Raw genomic sequence first — 21,987 nt, forward strand, 5'->3', positions numbered from 1 at the left:
ACCCGCTTATTCACCTGAATTAAATCCAATTGAACAGGTATGGCAGTGGTTAAGACAGAATGAGTTAGCGAATAAATGTTTTAAGGATTATGACGATATTGTTGAATCTTGTAGTAATGCATGGAACGGCTTCATAAGTGATATAAAAAGGGTGAAAGATATATGCTTTAGAGACTGGCTAAATTTGAGTGGTTAATTAATGTAATTGGTATAAGTCAGCATTAACACAAATTATTTAGTCTATATTTACTAAAAGCTTTTTTATATACTTAAGCACTTCAGTAATAGCCCTATGTTGTTAAATAAGCACAAGTGATAAAATTAAAACGTTGCAATGTAAAAACCTGAGTATAAATTATTGTTAAATTGACAATATCCTTGTCATCGCCCTGCTATTATTATAATTTTAGCGATTAAAGCCTTAAGGTATTTTACTTTTGTCTGAGTTCATTAACTATAAACATTTGCGTTACTTCTGGGCTGTAGCACACGAAGGCAGTATAGCTAAGGCAAGTAAACGCTTACATATAACACCTCATACCATTAGCGGACAACTCTCACTATTAGAAGCTAGTATGGGCTGTGCGTTATTTGAAAAACAGGGCAGAAACTTGGTGTTAACCGAGCCGGGTAGAACCGCGCTAAAATACGCTGATGAAATTTTCAAATTAGGCCATGAACTCGGTGGTGTAATGCGAAATTCTGCTTTATGTAACCAGACTGAGTTTATGGTCGGTGTCGCCAGTTCACTACCTAAAACTATTGTCTGTAAAATTATTGAACCCGCACTGCTAATATCTGGTGGCCTCAATTTGATAAGTACAGAAGGCCCTGTTTTAGGTTTATTGGCTGACCTATCTATGCACAAATTAGACATGGTTATCAGTGATGCACCCACTAATAATACCCTAGGAACTAGCCTTTTCAATCATTACCTTGGTGAGTCTGGCTTAACGTTTTTTGGCGTTGCTGAATTACAAAAAAGTTTAGCAGCAAACTTTCCAAAATCTCTACACCACGCGCCGATGCTATTACCCACAGCACAATTTGGCATCAGACAGTTATTTGATCAGTGGATACATAAGCAGAAAATATTTCCTAATGTTGTGGGCCAGTTTGATGACAGTGCTTTAATCAAGTCATTCGGCCAACGAGGTCTTGGTGTTTTTTTTATGCCTACAGCAATCGCCGATGAGGTCTGTCAGAACTTTGGTGTGGAAGTTATTGGCCAAACTGATGAGGTAAAACATAGGTTTTATGCTATTTCAGCCGAGCGTAAAGTCAGTCACCCTGCCGTTTTAGCTATTTGTAAAACGGCAAGAACCTGTATCTTCCGTGATTAAGCGACTCTAGGATCTAAAGTGTTTGAATTAGTGGAGAATAAGTCTGATAATGTCGGCATAGCGCTTGTGTTTGGCTCGTTTGTTTTTTGTGGTGATTAACATATTACCAGATATCAAGCGCTTACTCCTCAAACTTGTGGGGATTCCTCAGACTAAAGTCCAACCTACATCAGGCCTACGGATGATCATGCAGCGTTAAATTTTTTTGTGAGCTGTTGTAAATCTTTTGTAGGTCGGACTTCAGTCCGTCAAGCGTATAGCCAGATAATTAACCCGATGAGTCAAAAAAATCTACAGCGCTCTATTATGTTTGTCATTCACCAAATACACCAAAACTAGTTAAATTTCATTTAACCTGATGGACTAAAGTCCAACCTACATCAGGCCTACGGATGATCATGCAGCGTTAAATTTTTTTGTGAGCTGTTGTAAATCTTTTGTAGGTCGGACTTCAGTCCGTCAAGCGTATAGCCAGATAATTAACCCGATGGGTCAAAAAAATCTACAGCGCTCTATTATGTTTGTCATTCCCCAAATACACCAAAACTAGTTAAATTTCATTTAACCTGATGGACTAAAGTCCAACCTACATCAGGCCTACGGATGATTAATACGATAGTGGCAACAAGTTTTTGTAGGTCGGACTTCAGTCCGTCAAGCGTCTAGCCAGATAATTAAACCGATGGGTCAAAAAAATCTACAGCGCTCTATTATGTTTTTCATTCACCAAGTACACCAAAACTAGTTAAATTTCATTTAACCTGATGGACTAAAGTCCAACCTACATCAGGCCTACGGGTGATTAATACGATAGTGGCAACAAGTTTTTGTAGGTCAGACTTCAGTCCGTCAAGCGTCTAGCCAGATAATGAACCCGATGGGTCAAAAAAATCTACAGCGCTCTATTATGTTTGTCATTCACCAAGTACACCAAAACTAGTTAAATTTTATTTAACCTGATGGACTAAAGTCCAACCTACATCAGGCCTACGGATGATTAATACGATAGTGGCAACAAGTTTTTGTAGGTCGGACTTCAGTCCGTCAAGCGTCTAGCCAGATAATTAAACCGATGGGTCAAAAAAATCTACAGCGCTCTATTATGTTTTTCATTCACCAAGTACACCAAAACTAGTTAAATTTCATTTAACCTGATGGACTAAAGTCCAACCCACATCAGGCCTACGAGTGATTAATACGATAGTGGCAACAAGTCTTTTGTAGGTCGGACTTCAGTCCGTCAAGCGTCTAGCCAGATAATGAACCCGATGGGTCAAAAAAAATCTACAGCGCTCTATTATGTTTGTCATTCCCCAAATACGCCAAAACTAGTTAAGTTTCATTTAACCTGATGGACTAAAGTCCAACCTAAATCAGGCCTACGGGTGATCATGCAGCGTTAAATTTTTTTGTGAGCTGTTGTAAATCTTTTGTAGGTCGGACTTCAGTCCGTCAAGCCTATAGCATAACTTGATGTAAAAAAACCTACCAGAAAAAGCAAACTCACAGTTGTTACTTTTAGCTGATAGCTGATAACTATTTTACTAACGGCTGCCTCTTAAAGCCTCAATGCTTCACTGCTTCACTGCTTCACTGCTTCACAAATCCAATTTTATCGGTAAATCCGATTTAACATATCGTTTTATTCGACTTTTTATTTTCTCTCTTCTGGTTAAAACTGCAATTTTACAAATAGATCTAAAATAAACGCTACATTAACTTTATATCAACCTATTATAAACTTTAGCCTAACTTTTTATAAAATTAATATTACCTAGACATTAAGGGGATAAAATGAAACTTTTCAAGCAAAACAATGAATTGTCGAGTTCACCATCTGCGTTCAACTTTCGCTCAGTGTTTAGCTGGAGATTTTTGATTCGGTTCACTTTATTGAGTCTATTTTGGGGCTTACTTACCGGTTGGCAGCGAAGTTCTCTGGGCGTAGGTATCGTTTTTATTGCTATGGCTAGCTTACTTAGCCTCTATTTAGCGCCACAACAACAACAACAAAAACGACATCAGTGGCTAAAAAACCCATTCAGTATTTTATCATTTTTATCTTACTTCTGTGTTCAGTCTTTGCGAGGCGGATGGTCTATCGCCAAACTGGCACTTAACCCTAAGCTAAAGCTTTCACCTGGCTTTATAAAATATCACACTGATTTAACCAACGACTCACAAGTGTTTACCTTTATGCAGGTGCTAAGTTTATTACCCGGTACCGTAAGCGCTAGACAGAGTGCGCAAGAGCTGACCATTCATGTGATAGATCTAAACACCTTTAATCAGGCCGAAATAGACGATTGCCAAATGCGTATTAAACAACTTTTAGGCACTAGCGTTCAACCGCTTATTGATGGCGAAAAGTGATGATGACCTTACTAGTAATTGCCAGCATAGTGTTAGCTATTTTACTGCTGTTAAGTTTGCTGTTTGTCTTGCGCGCACCAAGTTACGCAGATTGTATTTTGACAACGCAGTTAGTGGGCACTATCGGTGTTGCTATACTGGCACTTCTGTCGGTTATTCAAGATCAGCCTTATCTGCTCGATGTCGCCTTAGTGCTTGCATTGTTAACGTCGATAACGATTGTAACCTTCACCCAACTTAGAGGTAAGTCTCAATGAATTTAGCTGATAGTTTTAGTGTCATATTTTGCTTAGCAGGGCTATTTTTTTTCTTTGCTGGCACGGTTGGTTTAATACGATTTCCCGATGTACTCAGTCGCCTACATGCACTAACCAAGGCTGACAATCTAGGTCTTGGGCTAATAGTGATTGGGCTATTACCACAACTATCTTCACTTACTGATGGCTTAAAGTTAGTGCTTGTTTGGGGCTTAGTTATATTCTCCAGCGCCGCTTGCAGCTATTTAATCGCCTCTCAAGTGATTAACGAGCAAGCCTTAAAAACACCAACACCACCTTCCGTTGAGGGTAAGTCATGAGCCTAGTGATGATTTTTGATGCCCTATTAATATTCAGTATGTTTACCCTTGGCTGGATGAGTATTTTTTCTCTCTCACTTTTTCGTTGTATCGTATTTTTTGTTTGCTTGGGTCTTTTAGCCGCTATTGCTTGGGGACGGCTTGGCGCCTTTGACGTAGCTATTGCCGAAGCCGCCATTGGTGCAGGTATCACCGGCGCTTTGTTGCTGGCTGCATGGAATCGAATTAGACCGCACCGCACAAAAGCAATTGAGCTCAACGTGACTAACGCTAAGACAAGCCAAAAGGATACTACAGAGCATGTTTAACACATTAAATATTGAATATGACAGCCCCGCAGTCGATAAAAGTGCATTGAGTTTAATTGCCTCAGTATTAGTTGCCGGGTTTTTATTAGCAGTAACGATAACAATAGTACTTAGCGATAAGGGCCATAACACTGGCCTAGCCCCTTTAATTACTCAAAATATCGAGCTTAGTGGTGTTACTAACCCAGTTACCGCTGTGTTACTCAATTTTCGCGCCTACGACACCTTGCTTGAAATCGCCGTACTACTGGTGGTTGTGCTGGCTATTTTACCAACGCGTGATCACCATGCGCCATTCTTTAAACGCATCGTAGTCAGTAAAAAAAATTTGGTGCTATCGGCACTGCAACGTTGGATTGCACCCGCAGTGGTCGTTTTTGCCGGTTATCTGCTTTGGGCGGGTGCGCATCAGCCTGGTGGTGCATTTCAAGCGGGCGCTTTGTTGGCCGGTGCTAGCGTGCTGATGTTTCAAAGTGATACTTATCAGGTTAACTACACATCTCTTATGGCGCGTGTTTTGTTAGTGCTTAGTTTGGTTGTCTTTATTACCATTGGCACAGCGCTTATTTACTTTGAAGGCAGCTTACTCACTTATCCCCTAGCATTTTCTGGCCTGCTGATACTGTTAATAGAAACGTGCGCTACGGTATCAATAACCCTTGCATTAGCCTCACTTTATAGCAGCTTTATTGTTAGTGAAAATACATCAGTTACCGACAATAAACACCGGACTATAAAATGACCTCTGCATTGCTTTACGCTATAGCTGGCTTAGCACTTTTTGCTATTGGCTTTTTTGGTGTGGTGGTGGCTAGCCATGTGATGCGAAAAATACTGGCGCTCAATGTCATGGGTGTGGGTATCTTTATGTTCTTGATTGCCTGTGCTAAACGCAATCCACTGGTGGTCGACCCATTGCCTCATGCTATGGTATTGACCGGCATTGTCATCGCCGTAGCAGGAACCGCACTCGCCCTTAATCTAATGGTGCGAATTCATCACATTGATCAGTCTAGCCAAGAGCAAAGTAAGTGATGAATGAACTAAGCTCATCGCTGCTCTTGCCAGCCATCGTATTTTTACCGTTATTGGCAGCAATAATAGCGTTTCTTATCGGCCGAAATCAGCTACAAGGCCGGATAAATATATGTTTTTCACTAGCGCAATTTTTGCTCGTTGTGTTAACAACGCTGCTGTTTTTACATGAACAAACTTATCAAAGTGAGCGTTATGTCATTGGTGGCTGGGGAGCACCTCTTGGCATCGATCTAATTGTTGATGGTTTTTCAATCTTGATGATCGCACTAACAGGCTTACTAACGCTATTAATAACCCTATATAGCGCCTCATATTTTTCAGATAAATATAGCGCTAGCGAAAAAAGCTTACGTTTTTGGCCGCTGTGGTGGTTATTAATCTCAGGGCTTAATGCCTTGTTTATGTCAGCAGATGCTTTTAACATTTATGTCTGCCTAGAGATTATCGGACTCTCTGCCGCAGCCTTAGTGGCGTTGCAAGGCAGTCGCGCCGCCTTAGAAGCCGCATTGAGGTATTTGTTAGTCGGTCTATTAGGTTCACTTTTTTACTTGTTCGCCATTGCTATTCTCTATCGTAGTCACGGCACGTTAGACCTAATGCAAATAGCGGAAACAGCCAATCATAGTTTTCCTGATAAGGTCGCAATGATTTTGATCACTATTGGACTTCTGCTCAAAATAGCTTTGTTTCCACTGCATTTTTGGTTACCACCTGCACATGCAAATGCCCCAACACCGGTCAGCGCAATACTTTCTGCACTAGTAGTTAAGGCTTCATTGTATATCTTAATAAAGTTTTGGTTTGACGTGTTGGGTGCAACCATCACCTTGGGTGCTTCTCAAATGTTAGGTGCTTTGGGCGGTGCAGGCATTATTTATGGCTCATGGTGCGCATTTCGTGCCACACAATTAAAGGTGCTTATTGCTTATTCTACGGTTGCCCAACTTGGCTACATATTTTTATTATTTCCGTTAAGTGAATACTCAATGGGGGTTAGCTCGTTTACTGGCTCTGCATCACAGGCAGCTGTCTATTTCATTGTTGCACATGCGTGTGCAAAGGCGGCAATGTTTCTAGCGGCTGGCAATTTGATCTTAGCGCAAGGTAATGGCGAAATTGCTCAACTCAAGGGTATCGCGGTGCGCGAGCCACTGAATGTTTTAGTCTTTGCTGTCGCAGGGATCAGTCTTATTGGTTTACCGCCAAGTGCTGGTTTTATCGCAAAATGGTTACTACTGACCACGGCCATCGAAAGTGGTCAGTGGTGGTGGGTGATTGTCGTCATTATAGGAGGACTCTTAGGGGCAATGTATTTATTCAAAGTATTAAGTTTGGCTTTTTCTACAGACCCGGCAGTGGTTGAGTCGCCCACATCAAAATCGACACCGCAAGTATCGAACGTTATGACAACAGTCGCCCTAATACTTGCGCTGATCACCCTAGCGTTAGGTTTCAACGCAGAGTTTATTCTTAATATCAGCAATACGGTAAGCGAGGTAAGTGGTATATGAACATGAGCACACTATTACCTGCATTCATTGTTATTTGTCCTATTTTAGTTGGTTTGGCCGTTATGGCCACGCCTGAGCATAAAGCCTTGCAGCGTCGAAGCTTAAATATTGCCGGTGCACTGATCACACTTGGCTTAATCGGCATGCTGCTGTCAGGTGTTGTCAATGGCTTAGATTTTGAAACCCGCCTACCGCTGTTACCTAATATCGATTTTGTCCTTCATGGCGATGCTCTGTCACTGTTATTTGTTAGCTTGTCAGGCCTGTTATGGTTGTTTACTACTATTTATGCCATTGGCTATTTTAAAGACAGCGCTAATCGAAGCCGATTTTTTGCTTTTTTTAGCTTATGCGTTGGTGCCACAATAGGCTTAGCGCTTGCTGGCAATTTAGTTACCTTTTTAATCTTTTATGAATTACTAACACTCGTTACCTACCCGTTAATTGCCCACAAAGGCAATGCGGCATCGATTAAAGCTGCGCGCACCTATCTTATTTATACCATGATAGGTGGCGCATTGCTGTTAACTGGTGTGGTATGGCTAAAAGTGCTAGCTGGGCCGCTCGACTTTACCTCGGCAGGTTTATTAGCCGGGTTGCCAGGGTTAAACAACACACATTTGCAAATCATTTTTGTCTTACTCATTGCGGGGCTAGGCGTTAAAGCGGCGCTGTTCCCTTTACATGGTTGGTTACCTATTTCGATGGCCGCACCTGCACCAGTAAGTGCCCTGTTACATGCCGTTGCTGTTGTCAAAGCCGGTGCGTTTGGTATTGTGCGCGTTGTTTATGATATTTATGGTGTCGAATTTGCCAGTGACTTAGGGCTAACCATCCTACTGGCGGTTATTGCTGGCTTTACCATCATCTACGGCTCAGTTAAAGCGTTGAGTCAGGATGATCTTAAAAGACGCTTAGCCTACTCAACAGTAAGTCAGGTCTCTTATATCGCGCTCGGTACTGCGATTGCAGGGCCAATAGCCACTATTGGTGGCTTAGTGCACTTAGTGCATCAGGGGTTAATGAAAATCACACTGTTTTTCTGTGCAGGTAATCTTGCAGAAACACTGGGGGTTCATAAAATAAGCCAAATGAATGGCGCTGGTAAACGTATGCCCCTTACCATGGCAGCGTTCACTATTGCGGCGTTTGGTATGATTGGCGTGCCACCTATCGCTGGTTTTGTCTCTAAATGGTATTTAGGTGTCGGTGCATTAGAAGCACAGGCCTATTGGGTACTCGGCGTACTGGCCATCAGTAGCCTATTAAATGCCAGCTATTTTTTACCCATTATTCATGCCATTTGGTTTAAAGAGCAAAGTCAGCCGTGGCCCAAAGAAGTAGCTAAATTGCGTTTAGAAACACATTGGATGCTACTGCTACCACCTTTAGTTACCGCTTTTTTTGCTTTAGCTGTTGGGCTGTTTGCCTCAAGTGCTTTTAGCCCGCTCACTTGGTCTGCGTTAATTGCCTCACGGGAATACCAAGCGATTTTCCCTGACATTTCAGGCATAGCACTTAAATACAGTACGGGTCATCTCTGGGTCTTGATTTTACCAACTTTATTATTGTTGGCGATGGCATTTAAGACTTTACGCGCTAAAGTCATTCGTTTAATCCCGCTTGCTCCACTACCCACATTATTAGCGGCGCTACTTGTCGCTAATGAAGATAAGATTGGCCAGTCATTTTTGCTATTAACCTCCGCCATTTGGTTTATTGCCGCGCTTTATGCCCAAGCTTATATGGCTAACGATAACAAACGACACCGTTTTTACCTGTTCTTTATCCTAACGATGATAGGTAACCTTGGTGTGGTGTTATCGCAAGAAATTTCATCCTTTATTGCTTTTTTTGCACTGATGAGTTTCTCTGCTTACCCGCTGATCCTGCATTCAGAAAGTGACGAAGCAAAGTCGGCAGCAACGACTTATATCCGGTGGGTGATATTTTCAGAAATAGTGTTATTTCTTGGCTTAGTGGGGAAAACTTATTACGCTGCATTTGGCACAGAGCAATTACCTGTTGTCTGGGTTTCGGCATTATTGATTATTGGTTTTGGTGTTAAAGCGGGTTTGGCCACTTTGCATGTCTGGCTGCCTAAAGCGCACCCCGTAGCACCAATACCCGCTAGTGCGCTGCTCAGTGCGGTTATGGTGAAAGTAGGCTTGTTAGGTTGGATACGTTTTCTGCCCTTAGGTGATGCAACCATCAATATTTTGGCCCAACCTATGATGGTGCTTGGTTTTACCGCCACTTTCTTAGCTGCCATTTATGGCGCACTGCAAGACAATGCTAAAACAGTATTAGCTTACTCAACGGTTAGTCAGCTCGGCATTATAGCCGCCAGTATTGGTTTTGCTTTAGCAACCCCTGACAGCTGGGCATTATTGTTGCCCGCAATAGTACTTTTTGCCATGCATCATGGTTTTGCCAAGGCAAGCTTGTTTTTTTGTGTTGGGCTCAGTTCAGCGTTAAAACCCGGCCATAAGCTCACTCCGTTCTTGTGGCTATTGGTATTAGTGCCAGCGCTATCATTAATCGGCTTACCACTAAGCAGTGGTGCATTGGCCAAAGCAGCACTCAAAGATGCCACTTCAAGCTGGCCATTATTCTCCACACTGTTAGTTATGTCAGCTATAGGTACCGCATTACTGATGGGGCGTTTTATCGAACTGATGAGAAAACAAGCGATGTTAAGTGCATCAAGCGCTAAACTAAATTGGCGACTTATCTTACCTACGGCGCTTTCAGCCTTGATGTGTTTAAGCTACTTTTACACACCACCGTTTGAATTTAAGCAATTTCAGACCATAGTTTCAACACTAAGTTGGTCTGCTGTTTGGCCAGCATTAACCGGATTATTGATCATTTTTGCCACTACAAAGCTACGCGCTAAATTACCCGTACCACCGGCCGGCGATCTGTTAATTGCCTACCAAACATTAGCACACTTAAGCGATAGAACCAGGCAAAAAATTGCTAATTTAAACACCAATATTGCTCAATATATCAACATGATGCTAAGTCATTTGCAACGGTGGTCGCTAATCGTATCTGGGCATTTAAGCAAGCTATTAACGCTTGATACGCCAGGCACCGTCATGACCGTTATGCTAGCCGCTCTACTCTATGCCTTTTTAACTTAAGCCAAATTGTCTAATCAATAGCAGGAGATAACCCGATGAAACGTTTTAAACATATAATCATCAAAGTCAATGAGCAAACTAAGCCTGAATTGGATATCGCCGTATTGCGAGGTGTTGAACTGGCTAGCACAACCGGTGCAAAAATAACCTTATTTGACGTAGTGGAACCACATGAAACTATCCTCAGTAGTTATGCCGATATTGTCAGCCCTGCCGAGCTAACCGAATTTATTGTCGCTCAGCGGCTCGACCAATTAACTGATTTAGCACAGCAATTACAAAGCACTGGTGTAAGTATTTCAGTAAGTGTTGCCAAAGGTAAAAACTTTATCGAAATCGTTAAAGCCGTTATTTTAAATAAAGGTGATTTATTGATCAAAGCGGCGAATGAAAGTGAAAAGAGCTTTGACAGCAATGACTTTCATATCATGCGTAAATGCCCAAAACCTGTTTGGTTAATTAAAGCAGAGCAACACGATACAGTTAAAAAGGTACTAGCTGCCGTTGACCTTTCAATGGAACAGCATGCAGAGGGTCGCGCGCAAAACCGCATGATAATCGATATCGCCTCATCATTAAGTCAGTATAAAAATGCCGAATTAACCATTTTGTCATGCTGGTCATTGTATGGCGAGGAAGCGCTTAGGCATGGCGCATTCACCAGAGTATCGCCGACTAAAATTGAAACCTTATTAAAGCATGAAGAGCGCGAATACCAAGAGAGCCTTAATATCTTGGTGAACGAGTTTACGCAGTGCAAGTTTCAGCAAATATTAGCCAAAGGTAATCCAAAAACTATTATTCCTGACTTTGTTAATAACAATGCTATCGATGTTGTCGTTATGGGCACTATTGGCCGTTCTGGCATTCCTGGATTTTTAATTGGCAATACCTCTGAATCGGTACTTCAGGCGATTAATACCTCAGTCATCACCTTAAAACCCGAGAATTGGGTCTCACCCGTATATTAAGAACAGGTATATACCCACTCCACCTCAAGCTGGAGAATTTCACAAGTTGATAGAGAGTGTAAACACCAGAAATATAACGACAACTCAAACACAGCGTTACTGAATTTAATCATCATAGGAGAAGACAATGGTTTCTTTAGATAAGTTATTGCTCGTCACCCCGGCAAACTCAATTCAAGCTTCAGTTGTTTCACAAGCAATTAAATTAGCAAAAAGTCATCACTCACACATCACTTTTTTTAGTGTTGTAGAAGAACTTCCTAAAGATCTGCTGGTAATGGGCACAATATGTCGTACTGGTATTATACCAGTTCCATTAAGTTTGTGATCTTGTTGTGCGCAGGAAAAATAACTCAAGGTAAGGCGCTCGATTGAGCAATAGCTGGCTATTGGGAGTGAGAGCAACACAGCATTGAGCTATTTTAACTAGTACAAGTGAGCAATAACTTAATGTAATTGGTATTACTGGACTTTTTATTCGCAATACCGCTGAGTCAATATTAAGTGAAGTGTCATGCTCAGTCTTAACCTTAAAACCGGCAGGGTTTAGCTCACCTATTAAATAGGCTTTTATTTTAAGAAAATTTTTTGTAAAATCTATACTTATTTTCAGTGCTGCTGCGTTATCCTAATAGCTTAACGCATTGTGCAAGCTTGATAAAAAAATATGCGGCTGTAAATGTTGGCTGATCCGTTAAGTTAATTACCCGCTAAATGATTGACGGACTGAAGTCCGACCTACAAAATAATTGCTTATCGCTTGTTTAACGCTTGGCCATATAAATTCAATGCAGGCTAGATGTAGGTTGGACTTTAGTCCATCAGGTTAAATGAAATTTAACAGTTATCGGCATAAATGCTGATAAAAAATATGCGGCTATAAATGTTGGCTGATCCGTTAGGTTAATTACCCGCTAAACGGTTGACGGACTGAAGTCCGACCTACAAAATAATTGCTTATCGCTTGTTTAACGCTTGGCCATATAAATTCAATGCAGACTAGATGTAGGTTGGACTTTAGTCCATCAGGTTAAATGAAATTTAACAGTTATCGGCATAAATGCTGATAAAAAATATGCGGCTATAAATGTTGGCTGATCCGTCAGGTTAATTACCCGCTAAACGGTTGACGGACTGAAGTCCGACCTACAAAATAATTGCTTATCGCTTGTTTAACGCTTGGCCATATAAATTCAATGCAGACTAGATGTAGGTTGGACTTTAGTCCATCAGGTTAAATGAAATTTAACGGTTATCGGTATAAATGCTGATAAAAAAATATATGGCTATAAATTTCGGCTGATCCGTTAGGTTAATTACCCGCTAAACGGTTGACGGACTGAAGTCCGACCTACACAGGACCTACAAAAGACCTACAAAAGACCCACAAGATAAGCGTTCATCAGCTTACTTAAATTTATTAAAAAAATTGGGGAGGAAGCTATCGAAAGGTCAGCAATAATCATTAGAATTTTTTATTGGCAATCAATAAACAGGGCTTAAAATAAATAAAAAACTTCCTTGTTTAGGCCTAAAAATAACTAAAGTGCTAAGCGCTGGGTCATTCACTCAATAACACTGACAATGTCAGACTATCAAATAGCAAAAGAAGAGAATATTGAGCATAGATACTAAGCACTTATATTAGCAAAAGTATGGCGGGTTACTCAGCATATTCATGAGCTTTTAAAACCTCGAGTGAGACTACCGTTAGCGCTTTTTGGTTAGTTGACGCAAGTACAATAGGTGGTGCAACATTGGCTGCAATCGCTTGATACCAGCGAACAGCGCACAAACACCATTTGTCACCCGCTTTTAAGCCAGCAAAGTCGTACATCGGCTTAGGAGTAATTAAATCATTGCCTTGTGCTTTTGAGAATTGTAAAAATTCGTCAGTCATAACCGCACAGACACTATGGTTACCGAAATCATTTTCGGGTACGTAACAGAACCCTTTTCGGGTGAAGCCCGTATTACTACAACATAACTCTAAACGCGTGCCTAATACATTGAATTGATTTTCCATGAATATGCCTTGTGTTAATTAACATTAGATAAAAAGGATAAAATTACCATGCTAGACAAAAGTAAGCTTAATCCCGTCCAAAATAATAGCACTGAACGCACTTCTACCGGTAATTATAGTCCTAAAGAAATCGCTAAATTTGATAAATTAGCTGAAAGTTGGTGGGATCCAAATGGTCAATACAAAACAGCACTTGAATTTAATCGAGTGCGAGTCGCTTATTTTATAGAACAAATTTGCCAATTTTATGATCGCGATCCTAACAAACTAAATCCGTTACAAGGTTTACATATTTTAGATGTGGGCTGTGGGGGGGGATTAGTTTGTGAGCCCTTGGCCAAAGCAGGCGCTACCGTGGTGGGCATCGATGTCAGCGAAATGAGTGTTGAAGTCGCAAAACGTCATGCTTTGAAATCTCAACTTGATATTGAGTATCGTCACGAGCATGCTCAACACACCAGTACAAACGATAAGAATCGCTACGATGTAGTGATTAATGCTGAAGTCATCGAGCATATACCCAACCAGCAAGACTTACTGAAGCAATGTAGTCAATTATGTAAAGTAAATGGATGTGTGATCATGGCAACGCTCAATCGCACCATTAAATCTTATTTGGTCGCCATTGTGGGTGCTGAATATATTATGCGATATTTGCCCATTGGCACCCACAGTTGGCATGCCTTTGTTACACCAGTTGAATTGAATAAGATGGCTGCAAACGGACGGTTACAGTTAGTGACCGGCATTGGCATGACATATAACTTATTTACTAAAACCTGGTGCAAAACGTCCAGCCTAGCGGTTAATTATGTGCAAGTATATCGACGCTTAGCTACTGATTAATACGACTAGCAGGCATTATTTCGTAAATCTTTTGTAGGTCGGACTTCAGTCCGTCAACCGTTCAGCAGGTGATTAACGTCATGGGGTCACCACTATCTACAGCAGGTAATATTTTTAGCTTCGGCATTTAAACCAAAAAACAGTTAAATTTCATATAGCCTGATGGACTAAAGTCCAACCTTGTATCTCTCTAGATAGAATAATAAGCTATTATTCTATGACAAGAACTAAGAGAGTTTGAGTCCAACCTTAAAGCGTTGAATTTTTTTGTGAGCTGTTGTAAATCTTTTGTAGGTCGGACTTCAGTCCGTCAACCGTTCAGCAGGTGATTAACCTAAAGGAAAAAAATAAATAGCCAAGTGTTATCTGACTTAATTTATATCGTGCAGCGGCCACAGAACGATATAGTCTTCAAAGTCTTCCAATTCAACTTGGTTATCTTTAACAATTTTTCCACGTACTGACATACCCGCTTGATGCATGGCTGATTTTTTACCATTGTGCAACAGCGGGTGCCATGACGGCATACCTCTGCCCTCTTTTAGGCGACGATAAGTACAACTTGTTGGCATAAAAAACACATCATCTAAGTTATCTTGGGTTAATTGCACACAATCTGGCACGAGCTCAGTACGTTGCTCATACTTAGAACATTGACAACTTTTATCATTGAGTAAATGACAAGCAATACTCGAGTAACTCATTTGTTCGTCTTCAGTGATATGTGTTGTCGGCATTAGCTCCATTTCATCTGTGGTGCTGTCATCATCAATAAATTTATGTAAGCAGCATTTAGCACAACCATCACATAATGACTCCCATTCGGGTCTGCTCATTTCATCTAATGATTTGGTTTCCCAAAAACGTTCGACCGGCACTTTTTTTGATTTTATTGTCGAACGGTTACTTTTTTTACTCATAGGGCTACTTATCGCTGTTTATGGCTTTCTATTATTTGAATCTAAGTTTTCTATTTAATACTTTTTATTGAATAGCCGGATATTTAATCTGATCTGATAAATGCCCAACTGAGCTTACAAAGTAATAAGATAAATTCCAATGCATTAAGCTTTTATAGTTGTCGTAGGCCAAATAAGCACGGCCTTTTTCATCATCAGGAAAAACTAAGGCGGCTTTAATATCCACTTTAGGTAGGTTAGTACCGTCGCTACGTCGAATGCCTAAAGCCTGCCATTGTGCTAAGGTTTTTTCGCTTTTGGCCCAAGCTTTTAACCAGTTTCTACGACCACCAGTATTTTTAGGAATAGCTAATGAGGTATCAAAACCACTAGGTAGTTTAACTTGACGACCCCAAGTGAGTTCATCGTTCCAGCCTTGTTTTTTCAGATAATTTGCCATTGAAGCAAAAACATCAGCTTGGTTAGCCCAAATATCTTTTTTGCCATCGCCATCACCATCAACAGCATAACCAACAAAAGAAGTGGGTATAAACTGATTTTGTCCCATAGCACCGGCCCAAGAGCCTTTCATGTTGGCACTGTCAATATGACCTTCTTGTAATATCTGTAACGCGGCCCAAAGCTGCTTTTTAAAGAAGACTTCACGACGTCCTTCATATGCTAAAGTTGATAACGCAGAGATAACATTATAATTGCCCATTATTTTGCCAAAGTTAGTTTCTAGCCCCCAAAGCGCGACGATAAAACGTGGTTGTACGCCATATTCGGTAGCTACTTTTTTCAGCAGCACTTCGTGTTCTTTATACTTTGCTCTAGCGCGCTTTATTTTCCAATCAGGTAAGCGTTTTGGCAAATAAGTATCAAGTGTTTCAACCGTTTCTGGCTGATTTCGATCGGCTTTTACCGCACGTTGATGGAACACAACATTAGTAAAAGCTTCATCGATTAATGCTTGCTCAAAGCCCTTAGCTAGCGCCTCTTGCTTGAGCTTAACAATATATTGCTCAAAGCTGACTTTAGTCTCTGATGTTATTGCCGCTTTGTTAGTAGCAAAACTCGTTTGTGAACATAAGGCTAAGCACAGGGAAAGTAATAATATCTTTACTGATTTTATGGCGTTAATAGTGCGCATTATGATTTATCTCCTTGACTATCATCGGTATCTTGCATGTCAGCTTTGTGCGCTTTTAACATGTCTTCTTCCTGCGGCGTTAATTGCAGATAATAACCTTGTTTGGCTAAACTTACTTTTACTTTATCAAGATCAGAAAAGCCCAGTTTGACTTTGGTTGCAAGGTTTAACACGGTAACCATCACCGGCTTACCAAACATTTTCATCAAGGCTTCAGGCACCTCAGAAAAATCATCTCGTTTATTAATAAAGAGATAGGTTTGTATTTTTTTCGAACTTTTATAAACACTGCACAGCATAATGGAGACCTATGATTAAAAATGGGTTATGAAAGGTTGCTAACTTGGCTTTATCTTAGCAACCTTTGAGTAAAGTTATCATAACAAAACGACAGCGTTTTGACTGCTAACTGATGCTTTACTCAAGATAATTCAAGCATCAGTTAAGGACAATTTATGCATAACTGATACTTAAGTTATTGAAAGTCATTCTCAACAAATATTAACAATTTATCACCTAACAAGGGCTTACGCCAACCGCGCATAATATCAACCATGTTGAGGTTATTCTGTGCACCATTGAGCTTAAAATGCCAAGACAGAAATTGATTTATTTGCTTTTTAGAAGCTAAATTTTCTGTCAATAAATTGGTTTGTGTACTTAATTCGTTAATATAATTTTTAACTTTTTTAAAGTTCTGCTTATACCCAGGATATTCGTCAAGACGAATAATTTGTTCAGGTAATTTAACATTTTGTGCTTCAGCTACACGTTTTAATACCGTCAGCATCGCATTACCTTTATGACGAATATCAAGTAACTCAACACCTTCAATGCTCGACATAGCGCCAACATTGCTAGGATTAACTTGTGCCAAGGCCAATAAAGTATGATCTTTGGCAATAAAACCAATCGGGCGATCTTTTAATTTAGCTTGTTGATAGCGCCAAATAGTTAATTGCTGCAGTCGATAAAGTTGTGGTGGGTTTAAACGCCAAGCCATTTTAACATTGAGGTACAACTGACTTTCATCAATCGCTTTGAACTTACGTTCAACCATGACATCACTTTCTTCTTTCACTGCTGCTAACCAACCCGTCTTTTCAATATCTGCCATCAATCTAGGCAGAATATCAAACAAATGCTCAACATCAGCCGCCGCGTAACTCAGTTGCTTTTGTGTTAGCGGCCTTTTCATCCAATCGGCTCTAGATTCAGACTTATCCAGTTCAATACCGGTATAATGTGCAATCATAGCGGCATAGCCCATTGATATACCATGGCCTAAAAATGACATAATAATTTGGCTATCAATTAAGTTTATTGGCTGACAGTTACCTGCAGTGAGAAAGACTTCAAGATCTTCAGAGCAAGCATGCAGTACTTTTTGAACATTAGGATTTTCAAGTAATTGCCAAAAAGGTGATAAATCTGGTAAAGCGACCGGGTCAATTAAGGCTAAGGTTTTACCGTCGTTTATTTGAATAAGCCCTAACTTTGGATAGAGCGTTCGTGTGCGTACAAACTCAGTATCGATAGCAAGAACACTTGCTTGGGAATAGCGTTGACAAACTAGATGTAATTGCTCGGAGTCTTCGACATAGATTCTTTCAAGAGTTGCTTGCACGTAATATCCTATATAAACCAAATACTAAGAAAATCGCTTGTTGTTGTATTGAAAACGTTAACAGCGGGTAGTGGGAAGTTGCATTATATCAATTTGACTAATTAAGTGTACCATAGCTTATTTTCTAATTGTTTTCTAACCATTGCTAAGATGAAACTTAATGGCTCAAGACAAATAAACAGGCTCTGTTGTAGTTAATTGTTGTCGTATCAGATGAAATTAACGCGGCTATCCATATCTGGCCCATCACCTTAATTACTCGCTAAACAGTTGACGGACTAAAGTCCGACCTACAAAAGATCACAACAAGTTATAACAAATTACGAAAAATCACAAAAAATTCAACACGACATGAACACCCGTAGGCCTGATGTAGGTTGGACTTTAGTCCATCAAGTTAAATGAAATTTAACTGTCTTTGCCATAAATACTAACCGATAAAGATAAGAGCCGCTACAAATGTCTTTTGGCCTATCGCGTTAATTGCTCGCTACACGGTTGACGGACTAAAGTCCGACCTACAAAAAATCGCAAAAGATCACGAAAAATTCAACACGACATGAACACCCGTAGGCCCGATGTAGGTTGGACTTTAGTCCATCAAGTTAAATAAAATTTAACTGTCTTTGCCATCAATACTGACCGATAAAAATAAGAGCTACTGCAAATGTCTTTTGACCGATCACCTTAATTGCTCGCTAAACGGTTGACGGACTAAAGTCCGACCTACAAAAGATCACAAAAAAATTCAACACGACATGATCACCCGCAGGCCTGATATAGGTTGGACTTTAGTCCATCAAGTTAAATGCAATTTAACTGTCTTTGCCATCGATGCTGACCGATAAAGATAAGAGACACTGCAAATGTCTTTGGGCCTATCGCGTTAATTGCGCGCTAAACGGTTGACGGACTAAAGTCCGACCTACAAAAGATCACAACAAATTATAACAAATTACGAAAAATCACAAAAAATTCAACACGACATGAACACCCGTAGGCCCGATGTAGGTTGGACTTTAGTCCATCAGGTTAAATGCAATTTAACTGTCTTTGCCATCAATGCTGACCTATAAAGATAAGAGACACTACAAATGTCTTTTGGCCTATCGCGTTAATTGCTCGCTAAACAGTTGACGGACTAAAGTCCGACCTACAAAAGATCACAACAAATTCAACACGAAATAATCACCCGTAGGCCCGATGTTGGACTTTAGTCCATCAGGTTAAATGCAATTTAACTGTCTTTGCCATCGATGCTGACCGATAAAGATAAGAGACACTGCAAATGTCTTCTGGCCTATCGCGTTAATTGCTCGCTACACGGTTGACGGACTAAAGTCCGACCTACAAAAAATCACAAAAAATTCAACACTAAACAATCACTCATCATATTAATCAGCTGCTTAACAGTTAACAGAATAAATCTCAGCTAACAAAAAAACGTAGCTAACATGATAATTTTCTCTCTAAGCCTTTAAACAGTAAACTTCATAATCTAACAACAGTGTTGTGGAACCGCACAAATAAAAATGACAAGTTCGATAATTAATTGAACTTGTCATTTTTTCAGCACTACCACCTTGCTATTTTTAACGTTTACGTCTGGTCACTTGTTTGCTGCGGTGTTGATGCTTTTTAACTGAGCGACGAATTCTGCGGCTTTTCGCGTTATCCATGGCTTTCTCATCCACCTTAACTTTACTTTGTATTTCAGGCGCTAAATCAACCAGTGTTCTGTAATAGTTAACATCTTTTAAATTTAATTCTGTCCAACCACCTAAAGGTAACTGACGCTTCATTTCCATATCGCCGTAGCGAACACGGATCAAGCGGCTTACTTGTACATCTTGGCTTTCCCACAAACGACGAACTTCACGGTTACGTCCTTCAGATAGCACAACATGGAACCAATGGTTGCGACCTTCACCACCTCGGTAAGTAATTTTTTGAAACTTCGCGGTACCATCTTCTAGTTTCACGCCATGGCGCAAAGTTTGTAACATGGCTTCATTAACGTCACCAAATATCCGCACCGCATATTCACGCTCAACCTGTTTTGAAGGGTGCATTAAACGATTGGCAAGCTCACCATCAGTGGTAAAAAGTAACATGCCTGAGGTGTTAATATCCAAACGACCTACCGCGACCCAACGACTACCATCTAACTTAGGTAAACGGTCGAATACTGTTGGGCGACCTTCGGGATCTTTACGGGTACACATTTCACCTTCTGGCTTGTTGTACATTAATACCCGGCAAAAATCTTCTTCTAGTGCCTTAAGCTTAATTTGATGGCCATCAACTCGAATAAGTTCATTGCCTTCAACACGGTCGCCTAAATAAGCGGTTTTACCTTCAACACTCACACGACCGGCGCTAATGTAGGTTTCCATTTCACGACGTGAACCAGCACCCGCTCGCGCTAATACTTTTTGTAATTTTTCAGACATAGGTCTTAACTCTCTTACGTCAGTAACTTCACAGTTAACACGGTACAAACCGGCTACTATTACGTCTCTGTCTCTTTAAGTTTGGGGTAAATAACCCCGGTGTTTAGTTATTGCTATTATAGCTAAAGTGTTAAAAATTTTAACGAGTAAAATCTGCCATCGGCATTAACTCTGGCAATTGGTCAAGTGATGTTAGCGAAAAGTAATCAAGAAATCCTTGCGTACTTGCATACAATACCGGCCGACCTGGTACTTCTTTTTGGCCTACGGTTTTAATCCAATTTCTATCCGTTAATGTCTTAATGATTTGACTACTAACACCAACACCGCGAATGTCTTCTATTTCACCACGGGTTATCGGTTGTTTATAGGCAATTAACGCTAAGGTTTCTAAAATAGCACGTGAGTATTTCGGTGCTCTTTCTTTATATAAATGCGCTAAATCATCACTAAGCGCTATCGGTGTTTGAAAACGATAGCCTGACGCGACTTTGTTAAGCTCAACGCCACGACCTTTATACTGCGCCTGAATAACGATAATTATATCACGAATACGAAGATTACTAATACGATATTCAATTAAAAAATCGCGTTTAAGTAATTGCACTGACAACGGCTTATCAGCAATAAATAATGCGGCTTCAACCAAGCGTTGTAGCTTGGCATCATCGATGTCTTTGTGGCGTATTTTATCGGTTATCATTGCTACTTATTTTACCCTTGATTCTACTATAAGTTCTGCTATAAGTTTTTCTAGTACTGAGTATGCCGAGGAAGGCAAAGATGTATTTCACCATAAACTTGTGTTTGAACACACTCAATTAACGACTCTTTAATGAGTTCAAGAATGGCTAAAAATGTCACAACAACACCTTGTTTACCTTCTTTCACGGTAAATAAGTCGCTAAAATTTCGATAGGGTTGCTCGCTTTCAGTCTCTGTAAGGGTCGCCAAAATATCGGCCATACGCGCTCTAGTCGATAACGACTCTTTTTGGATATGATGATGTTCATAGGCCTGAGTGCGCTTTATTACACCTTGCAGGGCCGTGACTAACTCAGCTAAGTCCACTTGGCTATTAAGTATTTCAGGGATAAAATTCTCGGCTAATTCTACGTTGGCAACATAGCTATCACGGTCCACTCGCGGTAGCTCATCAAGGTTTTCAGCTGCCTTTTTTATCACTTCATATGCTTGTAGTTTTCTAACCAATTCTGCTCTTGGATCACCCTCGTCTTCTGTAACGGCTTGTTTGGGTAATAATAAGCGTGATTTAATTTCAGCTAAAATCGCCGCCATAACCAAATATTCAGCAGCTAATTCCAACTTAATATCTTTCATCAAATCGACATAAGCCATATATTGCGTGGTAATAGGAAAAATAGGTAAATCTAAAATATCAAATTTTTGTTTACGAATTAAATACAATAAAAGATCGAGCGGCCCTTCAAACAACTCAAGAATAACTTCTAAAGCGTCAGGAGGAATAAATAAATCTTCTGGCTTTTCAATTATCGCCTCACCGCGCAATAAGGCAAAAGGTAATACTTGCTGCAACATAACACCAGACACGGGACTGTTGCCTTGCGTGATCTTATTAGATAATTCCTCTGTATTATCAGGCATCAGCAGCTTGCAACATTGAAATTTTTTGTTTCATAAATAGGACGTAAAAATTATGGTTAATCATTGATTGTACTAAGCGATATTGTG

21 protein-coding genes are annotated in these 21,987 nt (G+C 40.3%); 13 read left to right on the top strand and 8 right to left on the bottom strand.

Annotated elements, in window-relative coordinates; genetic code table 11:
* The 12 genes from ESZ39_RS11625 to ESZ39_RS11680 form a co-directional block, all read left to right on the top strand.
* Positions 1–196 (top strand): transposase (locus ESZ39_RS11625; RefSeq protein WP_191321678.1); only part of this gene is annotated, 196 nt, incomplete at its 5' end.
* Between the two features lie 241 nt (positions 197–437).
* Positions 438–1,343, top strand: a complete 906-nt coding sequence (gene nhaR / locus ESZ39_RS11630; protein WP_146880069.1) for a transcriptional activator NhaR — start codon at positions 438–440, stop codon at positions 1,341–1,343.
* 1,794 nt (positions 1,344–3,137) lie between these two features.
* Entirely contained in the window at positions 3,138–3,716 is a 579-nt protein-coding gene (locus ESZ39_RS11635; RefSeq protein ID WP_146880070.1) for a Na+/H+ antiporter subunit E, read from the top strand.
* Positions 3,716–3,973 (top strand): monovalent cation/H+ antiporter complex subunit F, encoded by a 258-nt coding sequence (locus ESZ39_RS11640; RefSeq protein ID WP_146880071.1) that lies wholly within the window; start codon positions 3,716–3,718, stop codon positions 3,971–3,973. Before ESZ39_RS11635 ends, ESZ39_RS11640 begins: the two co-directional genes overlap by 1 nt.
* Positions 3,970–4,293, top strand: a complete 324-nt coding sequence (locus ESZ39_RS11645) for a cation:proton antiporter (RefSeq protein ID WP_146880072.1) — start codon at positions 3,970–3,972, stop codon at positions 4,291–4,293. The genes ESZ39_RS11640 and ESZ39_RS11645 overlap by 4 nt, the downstream gene beginning before the upstream one ends.
* Positions 4,290–4,601, top strand: a complete 312-nt coding sequence (locus ESZ39_RS11650; protein WP_146880073.1) for a hydrogenase subunit MbhD domain-containing protein — start codon at positions 4,290–4,292, stop codon at positions 4,599–4,601. The genes ESZ39_RS11645 and ESZ39_RS11650 overlap by 4 nt, the downstream gene beginning before the upstream one ends.
* On the top strand, positions 4,594–5,343 hold the full coding sequence (locus tag ESZ39_RS11655; protein WP_146880074.1) for a Na(+)/H(+) antiporter subunit B: 750 nt from the start codon (positions 4,594–4,596) through the stop codon (positions 5,341–5,343). The genes ESZ39_RS11650 and ESZ39_RS11655 overlap by 8 nt, the downstream gene beginning before the upstream one ends.
* Positions 5,340–5,636, top strand: a complete 297-nt coding sequence (locus ESZ39_RS11660; protein ID WP_146880075.1) for an NADH-quinone oxidoreductase subunit K — start codon at positions 5,340–5,342, stop codon at positions 5,634–5,636. Before ESZ39_RS11655 ends, ESZ39_RS11660 begins: the two co-directional genes overlap by 4 nt.
* Complete coding sequence (locus tag ESZ39_RS11665; RefSeq protein ID WP_146880076.1) at positions 5,636–7,150, top strand: complex I subunit 5 family protein; 1,515 nt, start codon at positions 5,636–5,638, stop codon at positions 7,148–7,150. The genes ESZ39_RS11660 and ESZ39_RS11665 overlap by 1 nt, the downstream gene beginning before the upstream one ends.
* Positions 7,151–7,152: 2 nt before the next feature.
* Positions 7,153–10,299: a complex I subunit 5 family protein gene (locus ESZ39_RS11670; RefSeq protein ID WP_223270364.1), complete on the top strand. Its 3,147-nt coding sequence runs from the start codon at positions 7,153–7,155 to the stop codon at positions 10,297–10,299.
* Positions 10,300–10,334: 35 nt separating this feature from the next.
* Positions 10,335–11,270, top strand: coding sequence for a universal stress protein (locus tag ESZ39_RS11675; protein ID WP_146880078.1), 936 nt, complete (start codon positions 10,335–10,337; stop codon positions 11,268–11,270).
* 127 nt (positions 11,271–11,397) lie between these two features.
* A complete protein-coding gene (locus ESZ39_RS11680) occupies positions 11,398–11,598 on the top strand; it encodes a hypothetical protein (protein ID WP_146880079.1) in 201 nt (66 codons plus the stop codon).
* Positions 11,599–12,933: 1,335 nt separating this feature from the next.
* Here ESZ39_RS11680 and ESZ39_RS11685 read toward each other — a convergent pair.
* The gene (locus tag ESZ39_RS11685; protein WP_146880080.1) at positions 12,934–13,296 is read right to left on the bottom strand and encodes a DUF2237 family protein; all 363 of its coding nucleotides are present in this window, start codon (positions 13,294–13,296) and stop codon (positions 12,934–12,936) included.
* A 48-nt stretch (positions 13,297–13,344) separates the two neighbouring features.
* Between ESZ39_RS11685 and ubiG the strand changes: the two genes are divergently transcribed.
* Positions 13,345–14,142 (top strand): bifunctional 2-polyprenyl-6-hydroxyphenol methylase/3-demethylubiquinol 3-O-methyltransferase UbiG, encoded by a 798-nt coding sequence (gene ubiG / locus ESZ39_RS11690; protein ID WP_146880081.1) that lies wholly within the window; start codon positions 13,345–13,347, stop codon positions 14,140–14,142.
* A 371-nt stretch (positions 14,143–14,513) separates the two neighbouring features.
* Here the strand turns inward: ubiG and ESZ39_RS11695 are convergent, their stop codons facing one another.
* From ESZ39_RS11695 to ESZ39_RS11725, 7 genes are all read right to left on the bottom strand, one after another.
* On the bottom strand, positions 14,514–15,062 hold the full coding sequence (locus tag ESZ39_RS11695; RefSeq protein WP_146880082.1) for a YcgN family cysteine cluster protein: 549 nt from the start codon (positions 15,060–15,062) through the stop codon (positions 14,514–14,516).
* A gap of 64 nt (positions 15,063–15,126) precedes the next feature.
* On the bottom strand, positions 15,127–16,194 hold the full coding sequence (locus ESZ39_RS11700; protein ID WP_146880083.1) for a lytic transglycosylase domain-containing protein: 1,068 nt from the start codon (positions 16,192–16,194) through the stop codon (positions 15,127–15,129).
* Complete coding sequence (locus ESZ39_RS11705; protein WP_146880084.1) at positions 16,194–16,493, bottom strand: YcgL domain-containing protein; 300 nt, start codon at positions 16,491–16,493, stop codon at positions 16,194–16,196. Before ESZ39_RS11705 ends, ESZ39_RS11700 begins: the two co-directional genes overlap by 1 nt.
* Before the next feature lie 176 nt (positions 16,494–16,669).
* Entirely contained in the window at positions 16,670–17,821 is a 1,152-nt protein-coding gene (gene rnd / locus ESZ39_RS11710) for a ribonuclease D (RefSeq protein WP_223270365.1), read from the bottom strand.
* Between the two features lie 1,592 nt (positions 17,822–19,413).
* The gene (gene rluB / locus ESZ39_RS11715; protein ID WP_146880085.1) at positions 19,414–20,274 is read right to left on the bottom strand and encodes a 23S rRNA pseudouridine(2605) synthase RluB; all 861 of its coding nucleotides are present in this window, start codon (positions 20,272–20,274) and stop codon (positions 19,414–19,416) included.
* Between the two features lie 139 nt (positions 20,275–20,413).
* On the bottom strand, positions 20,414–20,977 hold the full coding sequence (scpB, locus tag ESZ39_RS11720) for an SMC-Scp complex subunit ScpB (protein WP_146880086.1): 564 nt from the start codon (positions 20,975–20,977) through the stop codon (positions 20,414–20,416).
* A 50-nt stretch (positions 20,978–21,027) separates the two neighbouring features.
* The gene (locus tag ESZ39_RS11725; protein ID WP_146880087.1) at positions 21,028–21,900 is read right to left on the bottom strand and encodes a segregation and condensation protein A; all 873 of its coding nucleotides are present in this window, start codon (positions 21,898–21,900) and stop codon (positions 21,028–21,030) included.
* Between the last annotated feature and the right edge of the window lie 87 nt (positions 21,901–21,987).

Source organism: Colwellia sp. C1TZA3 (assembly GCF_007954265.1).
In the GTDB taxonomy this organism is placed as follows: Bacteria; Pseudomonadota; Gammaproteobacteria; order Enterobacterales; family Alteromonadaceae; genus Cognaticolwellia.

What these genes read in the sequence shown, in the direction of transcription:
- ESZ39_RS11635 (WP_146880070.1), top strand. Translation starts at nt 3,138, where the DNA reads ATGAAACTTTTCAAGCAAAACAATGAATTGTCGAGTTCACCATCTGCG.
- ESZ39_RS11640 (WP_146880071.1), top strand. Translation starts at nt 3,716, where the DNA reads ATGATGACCTTACTAGTAATTGCCAGCATAGTGTTAGCTATTTTACTG.
- ESZ39_RS11645 (WP_146880072.1), top strand. Translation starts at nt 3,970, where the DNA reads ATGAATTTAGCTGATAGTTTTAGTGTCATATTTTGCTTAGCAGGGCTA.
- ESZ39_RS11650 (WP_146880073.1), top strand. Translation starts at nt 4,290, where the DNA reads ATGAGCCTAGTGATGATTTTTGATGCCCTATTAATATTCAGTATGTTT.
- ESZ39_RS11655 (WP_146880074.1), top strand. Translation starts at nt 4,594, where the DNA reads ATGTTTAACACATTAAATATTGAATATGACAGCCCCGCAGTCGATAAA.
- ESZ39_RS11660 (WP_146880075.1), top strand. Translation starts at nt 5,340, where the DNA reads ATGACCTCTGCATTGCTTTACGCTATAGCTGGCTTAGCACTTTTTGCT.
- ESZ39_RS11665 (WP_146880076.1), top strand. Translation starts at nt 5,636, where the DNA reads ATGAATGAACTAAGCTCATCGCTGCTCTTGCCAGCCATCGTATTTTTA.
- ESZ39_RS11670 (WP_223270364.1), top strand. Translation starts at nt 7,153, where the DNA reads ATGAGCACACTATTACCTGCATTCATTGTTATTTGTCCTATTTTAGTT.
- ESZ39_RS11675 (WP_146880078.1), top strand. Translation starts at nt 10,335, where the DNA reads ATGAAACGTTTTAAACATATAATCATCAAAGTCAATGAGCAAACTAAG.
- ESZ39_RS11680 (WP_146880079.1), top strand. Translation starts at nt 11,398, where the DNA reads ATGGTTTCTTTAGATAAGTTATTGCTCGTCACCCCGGCAAACTCAATT.
- ESZ39_RS11685 (WP_146880080.1), bottom strand. Translation starts at nt 13,296, where the DNA reads ATGGAAAATCAATTCAATGTATTAGGCACGCGTTTAGAGTTATGTTGT.
- ubiG (WP_146880081.1), top strand. Translation starts at nt 13,345, where the DNA reads ATGCTAGACAAAAGTAAGCTTAATCCCGTCCAAAATAATAGCACTGAA.
- ESZ39_RS11695 (WP_146880082.1), bottom strand. Translation starts at nt 15,062, where the DNA reads ATGAGTAAAAAAAGTAACCGTTCGACAATAAAATCAAAAAAAGTGCCG.
- ESZ39_RS11700 (WP_146880083.1), bottom strand. Translation starts at nt 16,194, where the DNA reads ATGCGCACTATTAACGCCATAAAATCAGTAAAGATATTATTACTTTCC.
- ESZ39_RS11705 (WP_146880084.1), bottom strand. Translation starts at nt 16,493, where the DNA reads ATGCTGTGCAGTGTTTATAAAAGTTCGAAAAAAATACAAACCTATCTC.
- rluB (WP_146880085.1), bottom strand. Translation starts at nt 20,274, where the DNA reads ATGTCTGAAAAATTACAAAAAGTATTAGCGCGAGCGGGTGCTGGTTCA.
- scpB (WP_146880086.1), bottom strand. Translation starts at nt 20,977, where the DNA reads ATGATAACCGATAAAATACGCCACAAAGACATCGATGATGCCAAGCTA.
- ESZ39_RS11725 (WP_146880087.1), bottom strand. Translation starts at nt 21,900, where the DNA reads ATGCCTGATAATACAGAGGAATTATCTAATAAGATCACGCAAGGCAAC.